The sequence below is a fragment of the Actinotignum sp. UMB0459 genome (assembly GCF_051905915.1).
GTDB classification, from domain to species: domain Bacteria; phylum Actinomycetota; class Actinomycetes; order Actinomycetales; family Actinomycetaceae; genus Actinotignum; species Actinotignum sanguinis.
The window spans coordinates 43,925-61,891 of the sequence record NZ_JBQAIK010000001.1; the positions used below are offsets into that span (position 1 = coordinate 43,925).

The following is a 17,967-nucleotide window of genomic DNA, read 5'->3' on the forward strand; positions in this document are numbered from 1 at the left end:
GGACCGCGGCAGGAAAGCTCCCATCGCTGTCCCTGCCTACGGCGCTCCGGCTAGCGCGCCGAGCGCGGCAGTAGAACCTCCGGAACGCTCACGCCGGTGGAGCCGGCGATAGCGCTGATTTCTTCCGCGATGCCGTAAGCCACCGCTTCACGTGTTGCCGCACCCAGGCGTTCGGCGGGTGCGGTGACGGATACCGCTACCCGCTCGCCATTTTTCAAATCCACGGGAACCGCCACGCAAGCAATCCCCGCTTCGTTTTCTTCCACTTCCATACCCCAGCCGTAGCGGTGCACATGCTCGATACATTCTTCGATAGCGGCGCGGGTAGGGGGAGTGTCGGTGGGGACACTCAGGTACCAGTCAATTTCCGCGCCCGTTACGTTATTCGCGCCCAGGAGGGCACGCCCGAGCGCGGTGGTGACGGCCGGCGCATTACGCCCGATATAAGAAACCACTCGAATGGGCCGGTCTGGCTCCACCTTATCTAGGTAGGTGACAACTTGACCGGATAGCTTGCCCAGGTGCACCAACTCGTTAAAGCGGTGGCAAATAGCAACCAGGGCCGGGTGGAGTTGGTCCACCACGAATTGGGTGCGCGTAGTGTAGCGAATGATCGGATCGACGCCGTCCCCGAGGAAGTAGTAACCGTTGTCGGGATCCTGGTTCACCCAATCCCGGTAGCGCAGCGAACGCAGAGTGTGGTGGACCGTGGCCTTATTGGACTCTACCGCGGCTGCGATATCGGAGAGGGGGGCACCTTCCGGTCCGCGGCGTGCTAAAAACTCGACAACGAGCAATGCACGATCAATGGAGGAGAGCGGAGCGCGCTCCTCAGGGGAAGTACCGGACACCTCAAGCTCCTTTACTCAACGAGGGTATAACTGCAGGCCGGGAAAATTATACCGCGGGATTTCAATATGTGAAACATGGAAATGAGAGCATCAGACAGTCAGTGTTGAATAAGAAAAGGCCCGAAATCCGAATACTTCACACGTCGCTCAGGGGTGCCGTCCGGAATGAAAATGAGGTACAATCATTTCATACGTGCGAACGGGCGTTTCACGTAAAGAAACATACGGGTGCGGGGGTGCCTGGCCGGTTCGTCGTCTTATAAAGGAATACTGGGTGGTGACATCGGGAGCGGTGTTCACTCACCGGGTGACCTCACGGTAGGAACGCGGCGCATGCCGGCGATCCTGCGGGGCGGCCGCCGGTGGATCGCACGTGGAGCCGTCCCGATCCAACTATCAAAGGTGATGTATATGAAACTCAATCTCAGCTCGCTTTCCCACGCGAGTGATTACGAAGCGGCCGGTATTCAAGTTCCGGCTTTTGATGTGGCCGCCACGCAGGAGCGCGCGCGCACCAACCCGCGCTGGTTGCATATCGGCCCGGGTAATATTTTCCGGATTTTCTTGGCTCGCATTGCGGATGACATGCTTGCAGACGGCAAGTACTGGCCGATTACCGGTGTGGTTCCCATGGATCCCGCTGAAATGGAAAAGCAGCTCGAAGCTTTTGATCTGCTGACCCTGGGCGTTATTCTTTCCGGGGACAAGCGCGATACCCGCGTTATCGCCGGCTTGGCTGATGGCCTGGCCACCCGCCGCGACGGCGATTTTGACCGGCTCGTCTCGATTTTCACCAAGCCGGAGATGACCACGGTAACTCTCACCATTACCGAAAAAGGCTATGTTATTCAGGATTCCCAGGGTGAACTCTCCGAAGCTACCCGCGCGGATATCGCTTCGGATCCTTACGCTAACCATGAAAACACCATGGCACTGCTGGCCGGGCTCCTCGCGCATCGCTACCAGGCGGGCGGAGCACCCATTAACTTCATCTCTGCGGATAACTTCTCCCACAACGGCGATAAGCTGCGCGATTCGATATTGCAAATTGCCCGCGGGTGGGTGGAGCGCGGCGCACTCAGCCAGGAATTCCTGGACTGGGTCAGTGATGACACCAAGGTTGCTTTCCCGATTTCCGTGATCGATAAGATCACCCCGCGGCCCTCGGAAGAAGTTTCGGAATACCTCACCGGTCTTGGCTTTACCGACATGGGTATTGACCACCTCGGGCGCACCCCGATTGCCGGGTTTGTCAACGCCGAACCCACCGAATACCTCATTATCGAAGATAAGTTCGCGGCCGAACGCCCGCCTTTTGAGGACTACGGCGTGTACATCACCGATCGTGAAACCTGCGATAAGTTCGAGCGGATGAAGGTCACCACCTGTCTCAATCCGCTCCACACCGCACTGGCAGTGTCCGGTACGGTTATGCGCTTCCCGACCATTGATTCGGAAATGCGCGATCCCGATTTGGCGAAGATGGTCAATATCCTCGCCTATGATGAAGCGATGCCGGTAGTAACCGATCCGGGGATCATCGATCCGAAGGACTTCGTGCGCGAAGTCCTCGAAGAGCGTTTCCCCAACAGCGCGCTGCCGGACAATCCGGCCCGTATCGCCATGGATACCTCGCAGAAGATTCCGATCCGTTTCGGTGTCACGCTGCAGGAGTATCAGCGCCGCGGTCTGGATATGGACAAGTTGCGCGTGATCCCGCTCGTATTCGCGGTGTGGGCACGGTACCTGCTCGGTATCGCGGACGATGGCGAAGAATTCACGCCGTCTTCCGATCCGCTGCTGGAAGAACTCCAGGGGCACCTCAAGGGAATTAAGCTCGGTGAAAGCGTTGACGCTCACGCCGTGCTCAAGCCCATTCTGTCCAATGCCAATATCTTCGGCCTCGACCTGTATACCACTCCGCTGGCGGAGAAGGTCGAAGCTCTGTTTACCAAGCTCATTGCCGGTCCCGGCGCTGTGCGTGCCACTATTCACGAGGAGATCAACTAATGAAAATGACATTCCGCTGGTACGGCGAAGGTCACGACCCGATTCCGCTGCAGTACATCAAGCAGATTCCGGGCGTGTCCGGAATTATGGGAACCCTGTCCTACAAGGCGGCGGGGGAGAACTGGGAAAAGGACGAAATCAAGGTCCTCATCGACCAGGTCCACGAAGCCGGGCTTGAATGCGAGATCATCGAATCCGTCAACGTCCACGAGGACATCAAGCTCGGGCTTCCGAGCCGTGACGAGTACATCAAGAACTACTGCACCACGCTGGAAAACCTCGCGGAATTCGGCGTCAAGGTAGTTGTGTACAACTTCATGCCGGTCTTTGACTGGCTGCGCACCGAGCTCGCTCACGTGAACGAGGATGGCTCCACCTGCCTGTACTACGATCACTCCGAAATCGAAGGCATGACCCCGCAGGATATCGTCAATAAGACGGCCGAAGAGTCCGGCGGCCTCACCCTGCCCGGGTGGGAACCCGAACGCTTGGCCAAGTTGGATGAAGTCATGGCGCTTTACCAGAATATGACGGTGGAGAAACTGCGCGAAAACTGGAAGTACTTCCTGGACGGCATCATCCCCACCTGTGAAAAGGTCGGCATTAAGATGGCCTGCCATCCGGATGATCCGGCCTGGGATCTCTTCGGTATTCCGCGTGCCTACAAGAGCCTGGATGACATCAAGGAAATCCTGGCTCTCAATGATTCCCCGATGCACTCCCTGTGCGTGTGCATCGGCTCGCTCGGCTCCAACCCGTCCAATAACGTTGCTGAGATCCTGCGCTACGTGGGCGAACGTGGCCGTATCGCCGCTTCCCACCTGCGTAACGTCAAGTACCTCGGGGAGAAGACGTTCAAGGAAGCGGCCCACTGGTCCGCGGACGGCGACCTCGATATGCAGGCCGCGGTGGAAGCCATTTACGATACCTGCCCCGATATTTACGTGCGTCCCGATCACGGCCGCATGATTTGGGGCGAAGAAGGCCGCCCCGGCTACCCGCTGTATGACCGGGCACTGGGCACCCAGTACCTCCTCGGGCTGTGGGACGGCATCGACAAGATGAAGAAGGCGGCAAAGTAGTGTCTCAGCAACTTCCAGACGTTCGTCCGTTCCTGGAAACCCACCCCATTGTTCCCGTTGTGGTGATCGATGATGCCGCGCAGGCACCCGAGGCGGCCCGCGCGCTCGTCGCCGGCGGTATCCATTGCGCCGAAGTGACGTTCCGTACCGCTGCCGGTGGGGAAGCCATTAAAGCCATGCGCGATATCGAGGGAATGACGGTGGGTGCCGGAACGGTGCTCACCCGGGCCCAGGCGGAAACCGCCGCGGACCTGGGCGCGAAGTTCTTCGTGTCCCCGGGCTGGAGCGCCGGTGTTGCCGATGTGGCAGCCGAACGCCAAATTCCCTACCTTCCGGGTGTGCAGACCGCTACGGAAATCATGATGGCCCTGGAGTACGGTGCCACCGCGGTAAAGTTCTTCCCCGGTGGGGAAGCGGGTGGGCTGCCCATGGTCAAGGCCCTGCGCGGTCCCTTCCCGAATACCTACTTCGTGCCTTCGGGCGGTGTGAAGCTCGCGAATATGGCCGAGTGGCTGTCCGATCCGGCGATCCTGTCCGTATCGGGTTCGTGGATGATCAAGCGCGACCTGATTTCCTCCGGGAACTTTGCGGAGATCACCCGTCTGTCCCAAGAAGCATCCGATCTAGCTAAGGAGATTCGCAAGTGAGCGACGCCCTGACGATTAAAACCGCCGAGGAAACCACCTACGATATTGTCTCCCTGGGTGAAGTTATGCTTCGCCTAGATCCGGGTGCCGGGCGTATCCGCACCACGCGTCAGTTTGCTGCCTCCGAAGGTGGCGGCGAATACAACGTGGCTCGCGGCCTGCGGCGCGCTTTCCAGAAGCGCGGTGCGATCCTCACTTCCCTGGTACGTAACGAAGTGGGCTTGCTGCTCGAGGATCTGATCCTCACCGGCGGTCTGGACACCCGTTTTATTCATTGGGTCGACGACGACGGCATCGGCCAGTCGGCTCGTAACGGTCTCAATTTCACCGAACGCGGTTTCGGCGTGCGCGGAGCGGTCGGCTGTTCCGACCGGGCCCACACTGCGATTTCGCAGCTCACCCCGGAGGATATCGATCTCGATTACCTCTTTGGCGAGCTTGGGGTGCGCTGGCTGCACACCGGCGGGATTTACGCGGCCCTCTCGGAGCAAGCTTCGGAAACGGCGCTGGCGGTTATTAAGAAGGCCAAGGAATACGGCACCGTCGTGTCCTATGACCTCAACTACCGTCCCTCGCTGTGGAATCTGCACGGTGGAAAGGCCCGCGCGCAGGAAGTGAATAAGTCCCTGGCACCCTTCGTGGATGTCATGATCGGTAACGAAGAGGACTTCACCGCCTGCCTCGGCCTGGAAATCGAAGGTGCAAATGAGAACCTCGATAACCTCCAGGTGGAATCCTTCCACAAGATGATTGAGAAGGCGGCAGAAACCTTCCCGAACTTCAAGGCCATCGGTACCACGATGCGCCAGGTCCGTTCGGCAACCATCAATGACTGGGGTGCAGTGGCATGGAAGCGTGACCAGGGCTTCGTGCAGGCCACCCAGCGTGATGGCCTAGAGATATTTGACCGCGTGGGTGGGGGAGACTCCTTCGCCTCCGGGCTTATCTTCGGGCTCATGGAATACGGTGATGTCCAGAAGGCAGTGGAACTCGGGGCCGCCCACGGCGCCCTCGCCATGACCACGCCGGGTGATACCACCATGGCTACCCGCGCCGAGGTAGAGAACCTCGCCCGCGGTGGCTCGGCGCGCGTCAAGCGCTAGAGCCGCGCACACTGCACAGCGTAACTAGTGGGGGGGGGGTGGGGGGGGCCGGGCGGTGGGCCCCCCCCCCGTTTACGCCCGCCCGGAACCACCCCCGCCCCAAAAAATTTAGGGCCCGGCCCAACACGTAAAACCCCCCCCCCAAAAAAATTTTTTAATAGCTAAGGTTGTTTGCGCTGATGGTACTGCACTCGGTGGGGTGTGGGAGAGTAGGTTGCTGCCGCCATGTTTCTTATTGTGTGTGGGGTGTGTTTATGTCTTTTTAGATAGGGCATAGAACACACCCCACACTTTTATTAATCTCTGCGCGCCAAAATTGGCTGCTCAGCGCGCGGCCGAGCTGAAGTCGGCCTAAAATAAGCACAGCATCGTGATTCTTTACAATCGAACTGCGAGGAATAAAATGTCTGACCACGAAGAGTGGAGCGACGCACGCTCCGAAGACGACCGTCCGAGAGGACAATGGCGCTCGGCACGGCAACCGCGCGAATCCTCGCAGCGTGAATCTGGGGGAAACGGTGGGGAACGCGATTGGAGCGATCCTCGCGATGCCTGGAATGATCACCGTGGCGGATCACGGCGGCGGGATAACCGTGAATCCCGGTGGAACCGGCATCAAGGTGATCGGCGCGGAGGCCGCAGTGATGATCGGCGCCAGGATCGCGAGTCATGGGAATCGCGAGATTCCTATGGTGGGCGCGATAGTGGCAACCGGCGCTCGTCGTGGAACCGTCGAGGCGAATTCCAAGATGGTCACGGTGAACACGGGCAGAAGAGCGGATTCCATAACCGCCGTGACCGTGAGGACCATCGTGGATACCGGCGCGATTGGAACGACCGGGATTCAAACGAATCACGCGAGTCGCGAGGTTCCTGGGATCGGAGCGGCGAAGGCCGCAATGATCGTCGCGACCGGCGCGCAGGCCGCGGCGGCCAATGGCGTGAAGACCGCCGGAGCCAGGATAAGCGATTCAGTGGGCGCCGCGATGATCGTTACAATGACCGCTCTGGACGCGAAGATCGTCGTCGTACCAACGAAGATGAACCACGCGATAACAACAACTACGGGGGCCGCGACCAGGGCGATGCCAGGCGCCGTTTTGAGCGTGACGATCATTGGCGTGGCGACGGGCGCCGCCATGAGCGCCGTCGCGATAACTATCGCCGGGATGATCGGCGCCGCGAGGACCGTGGCGGGCATCGCGAGGACGATAAGAAGCGGCGGGATGATCGGCGCAGTCGCGGTGGAGCGAAGGATCCCTTCGTTCCCGAAACCGTCAATGCGCAGGATCTTGCAGCGGAGTCGCGGCGTAAGCTTAAAGTTCTCGCGCCGGCGGTGTCCGAGAATGTGGCACGGCACCTGGTTTATGCCGGATCGATGATGGACCAGAACCCGGAACTCGCCTACGAGCACGCCAAAGCGGCCTATCGGCACGCGGCGCGCATCGATATTGTGCGCGAGGCGCTGGGATTGACGTCCTACTTGACCGGCCGATATTCCGAAGCGTTGCGTGAGCTGCGCACGTATCGGCGTATGACCGATGATTACTCGCATGTGGCCCTCGAGGCTGATTCCGAGCGTGGCTTGGGACGGCCCGAAAAGGCTCTCGCCTTTATTGCCGAAATTCCGCTCAAGCGGCTCAATACCGCCACCACGCTGGAATTGGCACTGGTGACGTCCGGCGCCCGCGCGGACGCGGGAGATTCTGAGGCGGGACTCGCTGTTTTGGAGAAAATCAAGGTCGAGAACCTCGATGAAGAATTGCGCGCGCGCGTTGAGCTCATTAAAGCAGATCGCCTCGAAGAGCTAGGACGCGTGGAAGAGGCTGACGAGCTGCGGGCCCGCTGGAACCCGGTCTACAACGCCGAAGGTGAAGTCGAGCTGTTCACCGCGGAGGACCCTGAGTCCGACGCAGCGGACGCGTCCGAATTAGAAACCGATACGAACGTAGCCGGGGAAACGGAAGCGGAACAGGTAGCGGAAGCAGAGCCTGAGGCCGGAGCGCTAGCTGAGTCTGATACGGAATCCGAGACGGAACCGGCGTATGTAACCGCAGCTGAACCTGAACTGGCGCACGAAGCTGAGGTCGAGACGCAGGCCATTTCGGAACCGGAGCCGGAGTCAGAAGAAGAGTAATGGTGAGTCTGGTATCTCATTTTGACGGCGTGATTTTCGATCTGGACGGTGTCGTTTATCTGGGCACCGATCCGGCCCCCAACGCTGCCGATGCCTACGGGCGCGCCATCGCGGCCGGAATGCGCCCGCTTTTCCTTACCAATAACGCCTCGCGTACCCAGGAAGAAGTCGCCGCGCACCTCGCGACAGTGGGAATTTCAGCCCCGGCAACAACGGTGCTCACCTCCGCGATGGCGAGCACACGGCTCGCCGCGTCACGGGTGCCGGCCGGAGCAAAAGCCCTCGTTATCGGGGGTAACGGTCTGCATCGTGCGGTGAGTGAAACCAGCCTTGTTCCGGTTATATCCGCGGATGATAATCCGGACGTGGTCATTATGGGGTTTTACCCGACGATTGACTGGGCAGCGCTCTCGGAAGTGGCCCTGGCTATTCGCCGCGGTGCCCTTTTCGTTGCTACGAATCTCGATGCGACTCTCCCCATGGAGCGGGGCTTTATGGTCGGCTGCGGCTCACTCGTGGCTGCAGTAGTTAACGCCACCGGGGTGAAACCGCTCTCCGCGGGCAAACCCGATCCCGCGATTTTTGCCATCGGGATGGAGATGCTCGGAGCCAGCCGTCCCCTCGCTATCGGTGACCGGCTCAATACCGATATTCGCGGCGCGCGTGCCGCAGGTATCGCCAGCCTCCACGTGCTTACCGGAGTAAGTTCCGCCCGCGATATTATGCTGGCTGCGCAGGAAGAACGCCCCGATTATCTCGGTGATGATCTGCGGGTCCTCAACGAGGACTACCCGGAGATCTATCGGGAAGGTGAACGCTGGGTTGCGGGCACATCCTGGGCACAGGTTGATCATAGTAACGACGGCGCAGCGGCCCGCCTGGTCACCTCCGATGGATGTGGGCCCCACCTGGGGCTGGACACCTACCGGGCCGCGGTGCACGCGGTATGGGAGGCCCGTGATCGTGGGCTTAGCGAAAATGTCACGCTCGAGGACATCATCGTGGAGCGGCGATGACGGATCAGGAAAGAGCCGCGGCACCTGGAGGAACGGTACCGCGCCCGAGCGCTCCGCTCAATATTGAGGCGGCCTTAGAGAATCTCAACGAGCTTGATCTGCCCGAACAGATTGAACAGCTGGAGGCGATTCACACCGAACTCGGCCGGCGCCTATCCCGGGCGCGGGTCTAAATCAGAAAGGCGAGCCTATGGGGCGTTTACGGCGCGTTGACGCGGAACTCGTGCGGCGTGGGCTCGCGCGCTCCCGCCAGGATGCCGCGGTGCTCATTCGTGAAGGTCAGGTATTCCTTGACGGAGCTGAGGTAACGAAACCCGCCCGGCAGATGGATCCGGCCCAGGCACTTCTGGTCAAAGAAGCGGCTCAGGATCGCTACGTCTCCCGCGGAGCATATAAACTCCTGGGCGCCCTCGAGTATCTCGGGGATGCCGGCCCGCGTGTGGAGGGAGTCCGTGCCCTGGATGCGGGTGCTTCCACGGGCGGATTCACCGATGTGCTGCTGCGGCGCGGTGCCGCCCACGTGGTTGCCGTGGATGTTGGCTATGGCCAACTAGCCTGGAAGCTGCGTGAAGACCCCCGCGTCACCGTGCTGGAACGCACGAATGTGCGTACCCTGGAGCCCGCGGTGGTCGCGCCTGCTCCCGATCTGGTTGTCGGGGACCTATCTTTTATTTCTTTGCGACTCCTCGTTGCCCCGCTCGCTGCGGCGAGTTCGCCAACGGCCGATTTTTTGCTTATGGTTAAGCCTCAATTCGAGGTAGGCCGGGAGAAAATCGGTGCGCACGGGGTGGTACGAAATCCGGAGTACCACGTGGAGGCAGTGTGCGACGTCGCCCTTTCTGCCCGTGCCGCGGGGCTGGCGCTGCAAGCGATCGCGCCGTCGCCCCTGCCCGGACCGGCGGGGAACGTTGAATACTTTCTTTATATGAAGAAAAATGCTACCGATCAGCTAGGCGAGAACCTCGAAGAAAGTGTGCGGGCCGCGGTGAAAGCCGGGCCTGCGGGTCAAGGACGGCCAGCACGGTAGCGCGGTAGGATACCTGGGAGAGGGGAGGCATTCGATGGCAGAACCAAAAGTCGCCCTGGTCGTCAATCGCACGTTACCACCGCAGATGGAACGCGCCGCTCACGATGCGATTGTCGCCCTAGAAGACCGCGGCGTGCGGGTGGACACCAGTGAAACCCTGGCGGGTGCCCGCGATGCGGATCTTATCCTCGTCATGGGTGGGGACGGCACGATTTTGCGCGGCGCTGAGTTAGGTCGCAGCACCGGGGTGCCTATCCTCGGTATCAACTACGGGCATATGGGTTTTCTTTCCGAAGCGCAACCCGATGAGCTCCCTGCCGTCGTGGAAAGAATCGCCGCGCGCGATTGGGTTATTTCCGAACGCATGACCATTGACGTGCATGTGCAGCGCCCGGATGGCTCCTGTAACGTCCAGTGGGCCCTCAACGAAGTCTCGGTGGAAAAGGCTTTTAACTCGCGTCTCATAGAAACGTCCATCGGGGTGGACGGGCGCGAAATCTCCGCTTTCAAAGCTGATGCGGTGTTACTCTCAACGCCCACCGGCTCCACGGCATACAACTTCTCAGCTGGCGGACCGGTGGTATGGCCGAGCGTGGAGGCACTCCTTCTCACTCCGGTAGCAGCCCACGCGCTTTTTACCCGTCCGCTTGTGGTCAGCCCTTACTCAACCTTGGAAGTACGGGTTTTGCGCGATGAGGCTATGGTTTCTTGTGATTCGCGGCGTCGGCTTGTAGCACCCGAAGGAACCGTGATTACCGCGGTGCGTGGGGAACGTCCGGTCAAGCTCGCCCGTCTGAATGAAACACCTTTCTCCGGGCGTTTGGTGGCACGTTTCCACCTACCGGTGCGCGGCTGGCGCGAGCGTGAGGTACGGGAATGATCGAACAGGTACGCATCCGCAATCTCGGTGTTATTGCGGAAGCTGAACTTAATCTGTCTCGCGGGCTCACCGCGCTGACCGGGGAAACCGGGGCGGGAAAAACCATGGCGGTAACCTCCCTGACATTGCTTCTGGGAGCGAAAGCAAATCCGGCGCGTGTGCGGGCCGGGGCCGCCCAAGCGGAAGTGGAAGGAACGTTTCTCGTGGACGCCGCTTCTCCGCTTCTGGAACGCATCACCGAGGCCGGGGGGCGGTACGACGTGGACGGCGATACCGCCGCCGTGATTATTGCCCGGCATATTCCCGCGAAAGGGCGTTCCCGTGCCTTCGTCGGAGGGCGCTCGGTTCCCACTGCGGTACTCACCGATATCGCGGCCGAACTTGTGACCGTGCACGGCCAATCCGATCAGATTCGGCTGGGGAACCCCAGCCAGCAGCGCGCGGCGGTCGATGAATTCGGAGGGGAAGCCGTTACGCGGGCGAAAAAAGCGTGGGAGCAGGCATGGAAAAACTACGGGGAAGCCCGGGAAGCTCGCGATGCCTTTCGGGCCGGGGCGCAGCGTGCTGCGCAACAGCGTTTAGCCTACCGAGCCTTGCTTGACAAAGTTGAGGCGGTCGATCCCCAGCCCGGTGAGGAAGAAGCCCTGCGGGCGCGCGCCCGGGTGCTCGAAAATGCGGTGGAAATGTACGGGGCCTACTCCGCGGCTGCTGAAGCCCTGAGCGGGAGCGATACCGAAAACGGAGCTATATCCGCGCTGGGAAGTGCGGGTGCACAACTCGAACGCGTCCTTGAGCTCAGCGGCCCGGATGTGCCGAATACCAAGCTCGGGGAGCTCCGGGAACGCCTGGAAAGCGCCGAAGCCGATATCACGGATATCCACACCGAGATTGCGGAACTGGCACGTTGCACCCAAGCCCAACCCGAGGAGCTCTCCACCATTTATTCGCGTCGCTCCGAACTGGCCGGACTGCGCAAACAGCTGGGAATGAGCGGCGAAGAAATCCTGCGGGCTGCCGCTGAGGCCCGAGAGGGCCTAGAAAACCTCGATGACCCGGCAGCTACCCTGGAACGTCTTGAAAAAGAGCTTTCGCAAGCTCATGCTGCCCTGGAACAAGCCGGAGCAGCCCTGCGGGCGGCGCGTACCGCTGCCGGGGAAGAACTCGCCCGCGCGGTGGAAACGGAACTTCCCGAACTCTCTTTGCCCGATGCCCGTTTCACCGTGGCAGTGAGCGCCGCGGATCCCGGTCCAAGCGGTGCGGATTCCGTCACTTTTTTGCTTGCCGCTCACCGCGGTGCTCCGCTCTCTTCGCTCGCATCGGGCGCTTCTGGTGGTGAACTCTCGCGCGTTATGCTCGCCCTCGAAGTGGGATTGGCGGCGCGGCGCGCTCAGCGCGGCCACACCTTCCTTTTCGACGAAGTTGATGCCGGGATTGGGGGCCGTGCCGCCACCGCGGTCGGGAAAAGACTGGCAAAACTGGCCGGCAGCGCCCAGGTTATTGTTGTTACCCACCTCGCCCAGGTCGCGGCCTGTGCCGAGCACCAACTCGTCGTCGTGAAACAACTTGAAGAAAGTGCCGCACGCACGGAGCTGCGTGACGTCACCGGGCCGCAACGCGAAGCGGAACTGGCGCGCATGCTTTCGGGCAGCGATACCGATGTGGCACGCGCGCACGCCGCTGAGCTACTTAAGGCCGCGAGTGTGGCACTATAAAGCTTGTGGCATCGAAGTTATGGCGAAAAAAGAAGGTCGTTGCGGAAGGAACCCTGGCCGGTCCGGCCCGGGTGGACGCGCGCACCAAAAATCTCACTCGTCGTCTCCAAGTCGGCGATGTAGCGATTATTAACCACACAGATCTGGATAGGGTGGCGGCGGAAAACCTCGTGGCCGCGCAGCCCGTTGCCGTGCTCAATGCCGCGAAGTCTATCTCGGGGCGCTACCCGAATCTTGGCCCGGCGATTCTGGAAGAAGCCGGTATTCCGCTTATCGATGACCTCGGCCCAGAAATTATGGATATCTCCGAGGGCCAGTGGGTCGATATTGACGGGGCGCGCGTGGTGGCAGGCGGGCGCGTTATTGCGGAGGGCACCTTGCAAACCGCGCAGAGCATCGCTCGCGATAGCGAGGCCGCCCGCGCGGGCATGACCGTGCAACTGCGTGCTTTTGCCGCCAATACCCTCGAATATCTCAACGAGGAACAGGGTCTTATCCTCGACGGGGTGGGAATTCCCGATATCCGTACGTCCATGGAGCACCGCCACGTGCTCGTGGTGGTGCGCGGCTACGACTACCGTGAAGACCTGCGCGCCCTGCGCCCCTATATCCGGGAAAATCGCCCGCTTATGATCGGGGTGGACGGCGGGGCCGATGCGCTTCTGGAACTTGGCTACACCCCGGATATTATCGTGGGCGATATGGATTCGGTTTCCGATAAAGCCTTGCGCTGCGGTGCTGAGGTAGTGGTGCACGCCTATCGCGATGGGCGCGCACCAGGTAAGAAACGGGTGGAGGATCTGGGAGTGGATCACGTGGTCTTCCCGGCTACCGGAACCTCCGAAGATGTTGCCATGCTGCTGGCTGATTCCAAAGGTGCCAAGCTCATTGTGGCGGTGGGCACGCACAATACGATTCTTGAATTCCTCGATAAAGGCCGGGCGGGAATGGCATCCACTTTCCTTACCCGTCTGGTGGTGGGGGGCAAGCTCATTGACGCGAAAGGAGTTTCGCGCCTCTACCGCTCCTCGATCTCGAATTGGATGCTCGTCGCCCTCATTCTTGCGGGAGTCTTTGCGCTCTTCGCTGCCCTGGCCGTCACCGGTGCGGGCCAAACCTTCCTGTCCGTGCTCACCACTCGCCTCGGGGATCTTGCCGAGTGGTTCCGTAATCTCTTCTAGGAAAGTTAGCTGATGGTTGATTTTAGGTATCATCTCGTTTCCCTGGTTTCGGTGTTTTTGGCGCTTGCCATCGGAGTGATTCTCGGGGCCGGACCGCTGCAAAATTCCATCGCGCACGGGCTCACCGGCCAGGTGGATTCCCTGCGTGAATCGCGTGACAAGATGCGCGTGGAGCTTGATCAACGCGGGGCGCAGCTCGATGCGGCGTCGACGGCGCTGCTCGGTGCCGGCGAGCAACTCAATGCTGGAACGCTAACCAACCGGCGCGTTGCTATCGTGGCGGCGGCCGGCGCGGACGGAGCCATCGTGGAGAAGACCCGGCAGAGCCTAACCGCGGCCGGTGCCCGTATCACGGGTGAAATCACCCTAGCCCCAGCCTTTACTGATACCGAATACGCCACCTACCGTTCCACCCTTTCCGGTAACCTCGGCTCTTATGTCAAGGACTTGCCGGCCGGTGGTTCCGCGGATGCGATTCTCGGGGCGGCCGTGGATACCGTGGTACGTTCCGCGCCCGAAGATGCGGGGGCGACGACGCTCATCACTCTTCTCACCTCCCCGGAAAATAAGCTGATCGACGTGGCGGTTGCTCCGAGTGAAGCCGCGGAGGTGGTTGTTTTTATCACCGCGGATCCGGCCGAGACCGCACCGGTTCCGGCCGACAAGGCGACCACCTCACCGCATATTACGGATACCTACCAGGCTGCCTTCGCAGCTATTGCCGGACGCGGTCCGGCCGTGGCCGTCGGAGCGGGAACAGACGGAAACTCGGTATTGGGAGCCGTGCGTTCCGCAAAAAACGGATCGACGGTGGATTCGGCGCAGACCGCGCTTGGTGATGTCAATATTCCCATGGCGGCAGCTGCTGAACTGCATGAACGCCACGTCCACCTCGGGGTAGCCCCCGGAGCGGATAGCGCGATTGGGGAGCGTCAAAATTCGGCAGCGCCGGCGCAAGCAGCGCCTGCCCCGCACCCCGAACAGGCTCCGGCGCCGGCTCCCGCGCCCGCGGAAGGCGGGCAGGCTCCCGAAGGTGGGCAGGCTCCGGCAGGGCAGTAACGGTACCATGGGTTCATGACCCTTTCTGCTTTCTGGAGGAACCAGGTGCGCCTGGGTGCCGCAGCCCTGGCCGGATACGCCGCCGCCCGCGCAGCCGAGAAGCTGCTCGCCCGGCGCACCGCACCCGCCTGGCAGCGCACTGCCAAGGATGGGCGCAGTGTCAGTTTGCGGGAAGGCCCGGTGGCGGTGGCGGGTGTCACCACGGGGTGCACGGTGGGCTCCCTGCTCTCCGGAGGCAGGTGTTCGGGCCATCCCGTGCTCGCGGCGCTTAGCGGCGGACTGGCCGGTTATATCGACGATTTCTACGAGGGCGCATTTTCGCGAACCTCCAAGGGGTTGCGCGGCCACCTCGGAGCACTGGCGCACGGCCACCTGACTTCCGGAGCTTTGAAAATAGTGATTATTGGGCTCGGCGCGGTCGCGGCAGCGGGTTTCCCGATCAGTGCTACCGGGTCTCGTTCCCGGCAGCTCGCCCTGCGCGCTGAACGCGCCGTGCTTATCGCTGCCACCGCAAATCTTATTAATCTCCTCGACCTCGCGCCGGGTCGCGCCTGGAAAGGTACCCTGATCGCGGCTGCTCCTTTTTCTCTTCTCAGTTACCCGCCATCCGGGCCTATTGCCGCCGCACTTGTCGGTACCGGCGTTGCCTGCCTGCCCGCGGATCTCGCGGGCACGGTCATGCTCGGAGATACCGGAGCAAATGCGGTGGGCGCGGCCCTGGGGTGGACGCTTGCCAGCCGCGGGCCTTGGGTGCGGCGCGGGGCGCTGGGCGTCGTCGTCGCCCTTAATATCGCGAGTGAAAAAATATCATTTTCGCGGGTCATCGCAACCCATCCGTGGTTGCGCGCCCTCGACCAGGCGGGCCGGGCATGAAAAAAGTTCTCGGAACGGCACTCGGAGCAGCCGGAACCATAGCGATTCTCACCCTGCTCTCGCGTGCCATGGGGTTTGTGCGCGCCTGGGTGCAAAACGGGGCGCTGGGGGATTCCCTCGCCGGGGAGGCTTATTCGACGGCGAATACCGTCCCCAATGTGCTTTTTGAAATCGCGGCCGGCGGGGCCTTGGCCGCCGCGGTCATTCCGCTGGTCTCCGGATTCCTGGCCAAGGCATTGGCCGCGGAGGTATCCCGCACCGCCTCGGCCTTGTTCACCTGGGTACTTGCCATCGGGATTCCGGTTGCCGGGCTCGTTACCCTGGGCGCCCGGCCCATTATGGACGTGCTCCTGGGGGAGGGATCGCCTGCCGCTAGCGTGGAGTTCGCTGCCACCCTGCTCCGGATTTTCGCCTGGCAAATCCCGCTCTATGGACTGTCGGTCGTGTGTACGGGACTTTTGCAGGCGCATAAAAAATTTGTGCTTCCGGCTCTTGCCCCGCTGCTCTCCTCCGTCACAGTTATTATTACCTTCCTTATTTTCACGCAGCTAGCCGCGGGCCAGCAGCACGATCCGGCGCGGATTTCGCGCACGGCTCTCTATGTGCTGGCCTGGGGGACCACGGCGGGGGTCGCGGTCTTTTCCCTTCCCCAGCTCATCCCGGTGCTCCGCCGCATCACCCTGCGGCCCACATTCCGTTTCCCGCCGGGGGTAGGGCGTCGGGCGCTCCGGTTAAGCGCGGCCGGGCTGGCTGGCCTGCTTGCTCAGCAAATTCAGATCATCGCGGTCATGCTTTTCGCCAATGCCCGCGGTGATGTGGGAACCTACCCGGTTTTCACTTTCGCGAACCAGCTCTATATGGTTCCTTATGCCGTGCTGGCTGTTCCGATCGCCACCGCGGTTTTCCCACGCCTCGCGGAAGCCGCCGCGATCCCCGGGCGCCCGGGCCTGGCTCGGATCACCGCCCGCTCCTCACGCCTTGTCTTCGATATCGGGCTGCTGTGCGTGGCACTGCTGGTGGCCGTTGCGGAGCCCGCCCAGGCACTCTTCGCGGTGGCGCGTCCGGTGGCTCATATGGATACCGCCATGCTGGCCATGGCGCCGGCTCTTCTCGGTTACGCCTTCATTTACCACGGGTCGCGGGTGCTCTACGCAGTGGAGGCGGCCCGCGCGGTCATTATTGTCAATTCTGCGGCGTGGCTGACGGTGGTTGTGGTTCTTATTGGGGCGGCGGGCTTGGGGGTGCGCGGACGCACCGAGGTCCTCATCAGCATCGGTGTGGCGATGTCCGTGGGAATGATCGTGGGCGGGGTTGGCCACATCTTCGCTATCCGGCGCGCGGTAGGCCCCGGGGCGCTGCGGGGCGTCGGATACTCCCTACGGATCGTACTGCCCGCCGCGATGGTAGCCGGCACGGTCGGATATGCCAGCGGGCGCGGAATACTACGCTGGTGGGGGGACGGTGCCCTTGGGGCGCTGGGGGCAACTGCCGGGGCGGGAGTGCTCACCCTCGCCATCGGGGGAGTGGCGCTCTACTTCGTTGACCGGCGGGCGCTCCGGTTGGCGCGCGACGCGGAGGCGCCGTCGACCCAAGAAATGCCCGCCATTGCCGTTGCTTTCGACGAGGCTAATGCATAAACGGGCCTGATGCTCGCACGCCTGCGCAGGGCGGGAAAGGAAATTTTATGTACCAGGATCTGCGTGACGAGTACTGTCCCGCGCATATGCGGCACGTGGGGCGGCGCAATGTGCTCACGTCCCCGTTCATTAACGTGTACGAGGACACGGTGGAACTGCCCAGCGTGGGGGCGCGGATGGATCGTTACTGGGTGGAGCACCGCGATGCGGTGGCGGTGCTCGCGGTACGGGGCAGCGGCGACGGCGCAGCTGAGGAAGTGCTGCTCATCCGCCAGTATCGGATTCCGGTTCGCTCGTTCCTGTGGGAAATTCCGGCTGGCATCCTCGATATCGAGGGTGAGTATCCGATGGATGCCGCGCGCCGGGAGCTGCGTGAAGAAACGGATTATACGGCCGGGGAACTGGAGTTTCTCACCCGTTTCTACACGTCGCCCGGTTTCACTAACGAGCAGCTCACGGTCTATCTCACTCGTAACCCCGCGCCAGTCGCGGCCGCTTTTGCTCGGGAAGATGAAGAGGCCGAAATTGAGGTGCGGTGGGTGCCGCTACCCCTGGTGCGAGAGGCGATTATGGCCGGACGGGTTGCTAATCCGCAGCTGGTGGCAGCGGTACTTGCGTACCTGGCACGTCGCTCTTAACGGCTAGGGGCGTTCGGGCCGGTAGCTCACCGGGGGCCGGTAGCTCACCGGGGGGGGGGGGCGGTGGCTCCGGGCAGTCTCAGCCACCGGCGTAACTCGGGCGGGCTGCGGATC

The 17,967-nt window shown here is 61.7% G+C and carries 16 protein-coding genes; 15 read left to right on the plus strand and 1 reads right to left on the minus strand.

Features of this window, described 5'->3' with window-relative positions; genetic code table 11:
* Nucleotides 1-50 precede the first annotated feature (50 nt).
* Nucleotides 51-851, minus strand: a complete 801-nt coding sequence (locus ACTFPK_RS00185) for an IclR family transcriptional regulator (protein WP_016442772.1) — start codon at nucleotides 849-851, stop codon at nucleotides 51-53.
* A gap of 411 nt (nucleotides 852-1,262) precedes the next feature.
* Between ACTFPK_RS00185 and ACTFPK_RS00190 the strand changes: the two genes are divergently transcribed.
* The 15 genes from ACTFPK_RS00190 to ACTFPK_RS00260 all read left to right on the plus strand — a co-directional run bounded on the left by ACTFPK_RS00190 (nucleotide 1,263) and on the right by ACTFPK_RS00260 (nucleotide 17,853).
* Entirely contained in the window at nucleotides 1,263-2,861 is a 1,599-nt protein-coding gene (locus tag ACTFPK_RS00190; protein ID WP_039898995.1) for a mannitol dehydrogenase family protein, read from the plus strand.
* Nucleotides 2,861-3,943, plus strand: a complete 1,083-nt coding sequence (uxuA, locus tag ACTFPK_RS00195) for a mannonate dehydratase (protein WP_016442774.1) — start codon at nucleotides 2,861-2,863, stop codon at nucleotides 3,941-3,943. The genes ACTFPK_RS00190 and uxuA overlap by 1 nt, the downstream gene beginning before the upstream one ends.
* A complete protein-coding gene (locus ACTFPK_RS00200) occupies nucleotides 3,943-4,590 on the plus strand; it encodes a bifunctional 4-hydroxy-2-oxoglutarate aldolase/2-dehydro-3-deoxy-phosphogluconate aldolase (RefSeq protein WP_016442775.1) in 648 nt (215 codons plus the stop codon). Before uxuA ends, ACTFPK_RS00200 begins: the two co-directional genes overlap by 1 nt.
* Nucleotides 4,587-5,693 (plus strand): sugar kinase, encoded by a 1,107-nt coding sequence (locus ACTFPK_RS00205; RefSeq protein ID WP_394532994.1) that lies wholly within the window; start codon nucleotides 4,587-4,589, stop codon nucleotides 5,691-5,693. Before ACTFPK_RS00200 ends, ACTFPK_RS00205 begins: the two co-directional genes overlap by 4 nt.
* A 403-nt stretch (nucleotides 5,694-6,096) precedes the next feature.
* Nucleotides 6,097-7,830 (plus strand): hypothetical protein, encoded by a 1,734-nt coding sequence (locus ACTFPK_RS00210; RefSeq protein ID WP_274734102.1) that lies wholly within the window; start codon nucleotides 6,097-6,099, stop codon nucleotides 7,828-7,830.
* The gene (locus ACTFPK_RS00215; protein ID WP_274734100.1) at nucleotides 7,830-8,846 is read left to right on the plus strand and encodes an HAD-IIA family hydrolase; all 1,017 of its coding nucleotides are present in this window, start codon (nucleotides 7,830-7,832) and stop codon (nucleotides 8,844-8,846) included. The genes ACTFPK_RS00210 and ACTFPK_RS00215 overlap by 1 nt, the downstream gene beginning before the upstream one ends.
* Entirely contained in the window at nucleotides 8,843-9,019 is a 177-nt protein-coding gene (locus ACTFPK_RS00220) for a hypothetical protein (RefSeq protein ID WP_164545944.1), read from the plus strand. Before ACTFPK_RS00215 ends, ACTFPK_RS00220 begins: the two co-directional genes overlap by 4 nt.
* Before the next feature lie 17 nt (nucleotides 9,020-9,036).
* The gene (locus ACTFPK_RS00225) at nucleotides 9,037-9,873 is read left to right on the plus strand and encodes a TlyA family RNA methyltransferase (RefSeq protein WP_274734098.1); all 837 of its coding nucleotides are present in this window, start codon (nucleotides 9,037-9,039) and stop codon (nucleotides 9,871-9,873) included.
* A gap of 34 nt (nucleotides 9,874-9,907) precedes the next feature.
* Nucleotides 9,908-10,753, plus strand: coding sequence for an NAD kinase (locus tag ACTFPK_RS00230; protein WP_126135585.1), 846 nt, complete (start codon nucleotides 9,908-9,910; stop codon nucleotides 10,751-10,753).
* Nucleotides 10,750-12,465, plus strand: a complete 1,716-nt coding sequence (gene recN / locus ACTFPK_RS00235) for a DNA repair protein RecN (RefSeq protein WP_274734096.1) — start codon at nucleotides 10,750-10,752, stop codon at nucleotides 12,463-12,465. The genes ACTFPK_RS00230 and recN overlap by 4 nt, the downstream gene beginning before the upstream one ends.
* Before the next feature lie 5 nt (nucleotides 12,466-12,470).
* On the plus strand, nucleotides 12,471-13,646 hold the full coding sequence (steA, locus tag ACTFPK_RS00240; RefSeq protein ID WP_274734095.1) for a putative cytokinetic ring protein SteA: 1,176 nt from the start codon (nucleotides 12,471-12,473) through the stop codon (nucleotides 13,644-13,646).
* A 12-nt stretch (nucleotides 13,647-13,658) separates the two neighbouring features.
* Nucleotides 13,659-14,705 carry a copper transporter gene (locus ACTFPK_RS00245; RefSeq protein WP_274734093.1) on the plus strand — a complete coding sequence of 349 codons (1,047 nt, stop codon included), beginning with the start codon at nucleotides 13,659-13,661 and terminating at the stop codon, nucleotides 14,703-14,705.
* 15 nt (nucleotides 14,706-14,720) lie between these two features.
* Complete coding sequence (locus ACTFPK_RS00250) at nucleotides 14,721-15,578, plus strand: hypothetical protein (RefSeq protein WP_274734092.1); 858 nt, start codon at nucleotides 14,721-14,723, stop codon at nucleotides 15,576-15,578.
* On the plus strand, nucleotides 15,575-17,215 hold the full coding sequence (murJ, locus tag ACTFPK_RS00255) for a murein biosynthesis integral membrane protein MurJ (RefSeq protein ID WP_274734090.1): 1,641 nt from the start codon (nucleotides 15,575-15,577) through the stop codon (nucleotides 17,213-17,215). The genes ACTFPK_RS00250 and murJ overlap by 4 nt, the downstream gene beginning before the upstream one ends.
* A gap of 47 nt (nucleotides 17,216-17,262) precedes the next feature.
* Nucleotides 17,263-17,853, plus strand: coding sequence for an NUDIX domain-containing protein (locus tag ACTFPK_RS00260; RefSeq protein WP_274734089.1), 591 nt, complete (start codon nucleotides 17,263-17,265; stop codon nucleotides 17,851-17,853).
* Nucleotides 17,854-17,967: the final 114 nt, after the last annotated feature.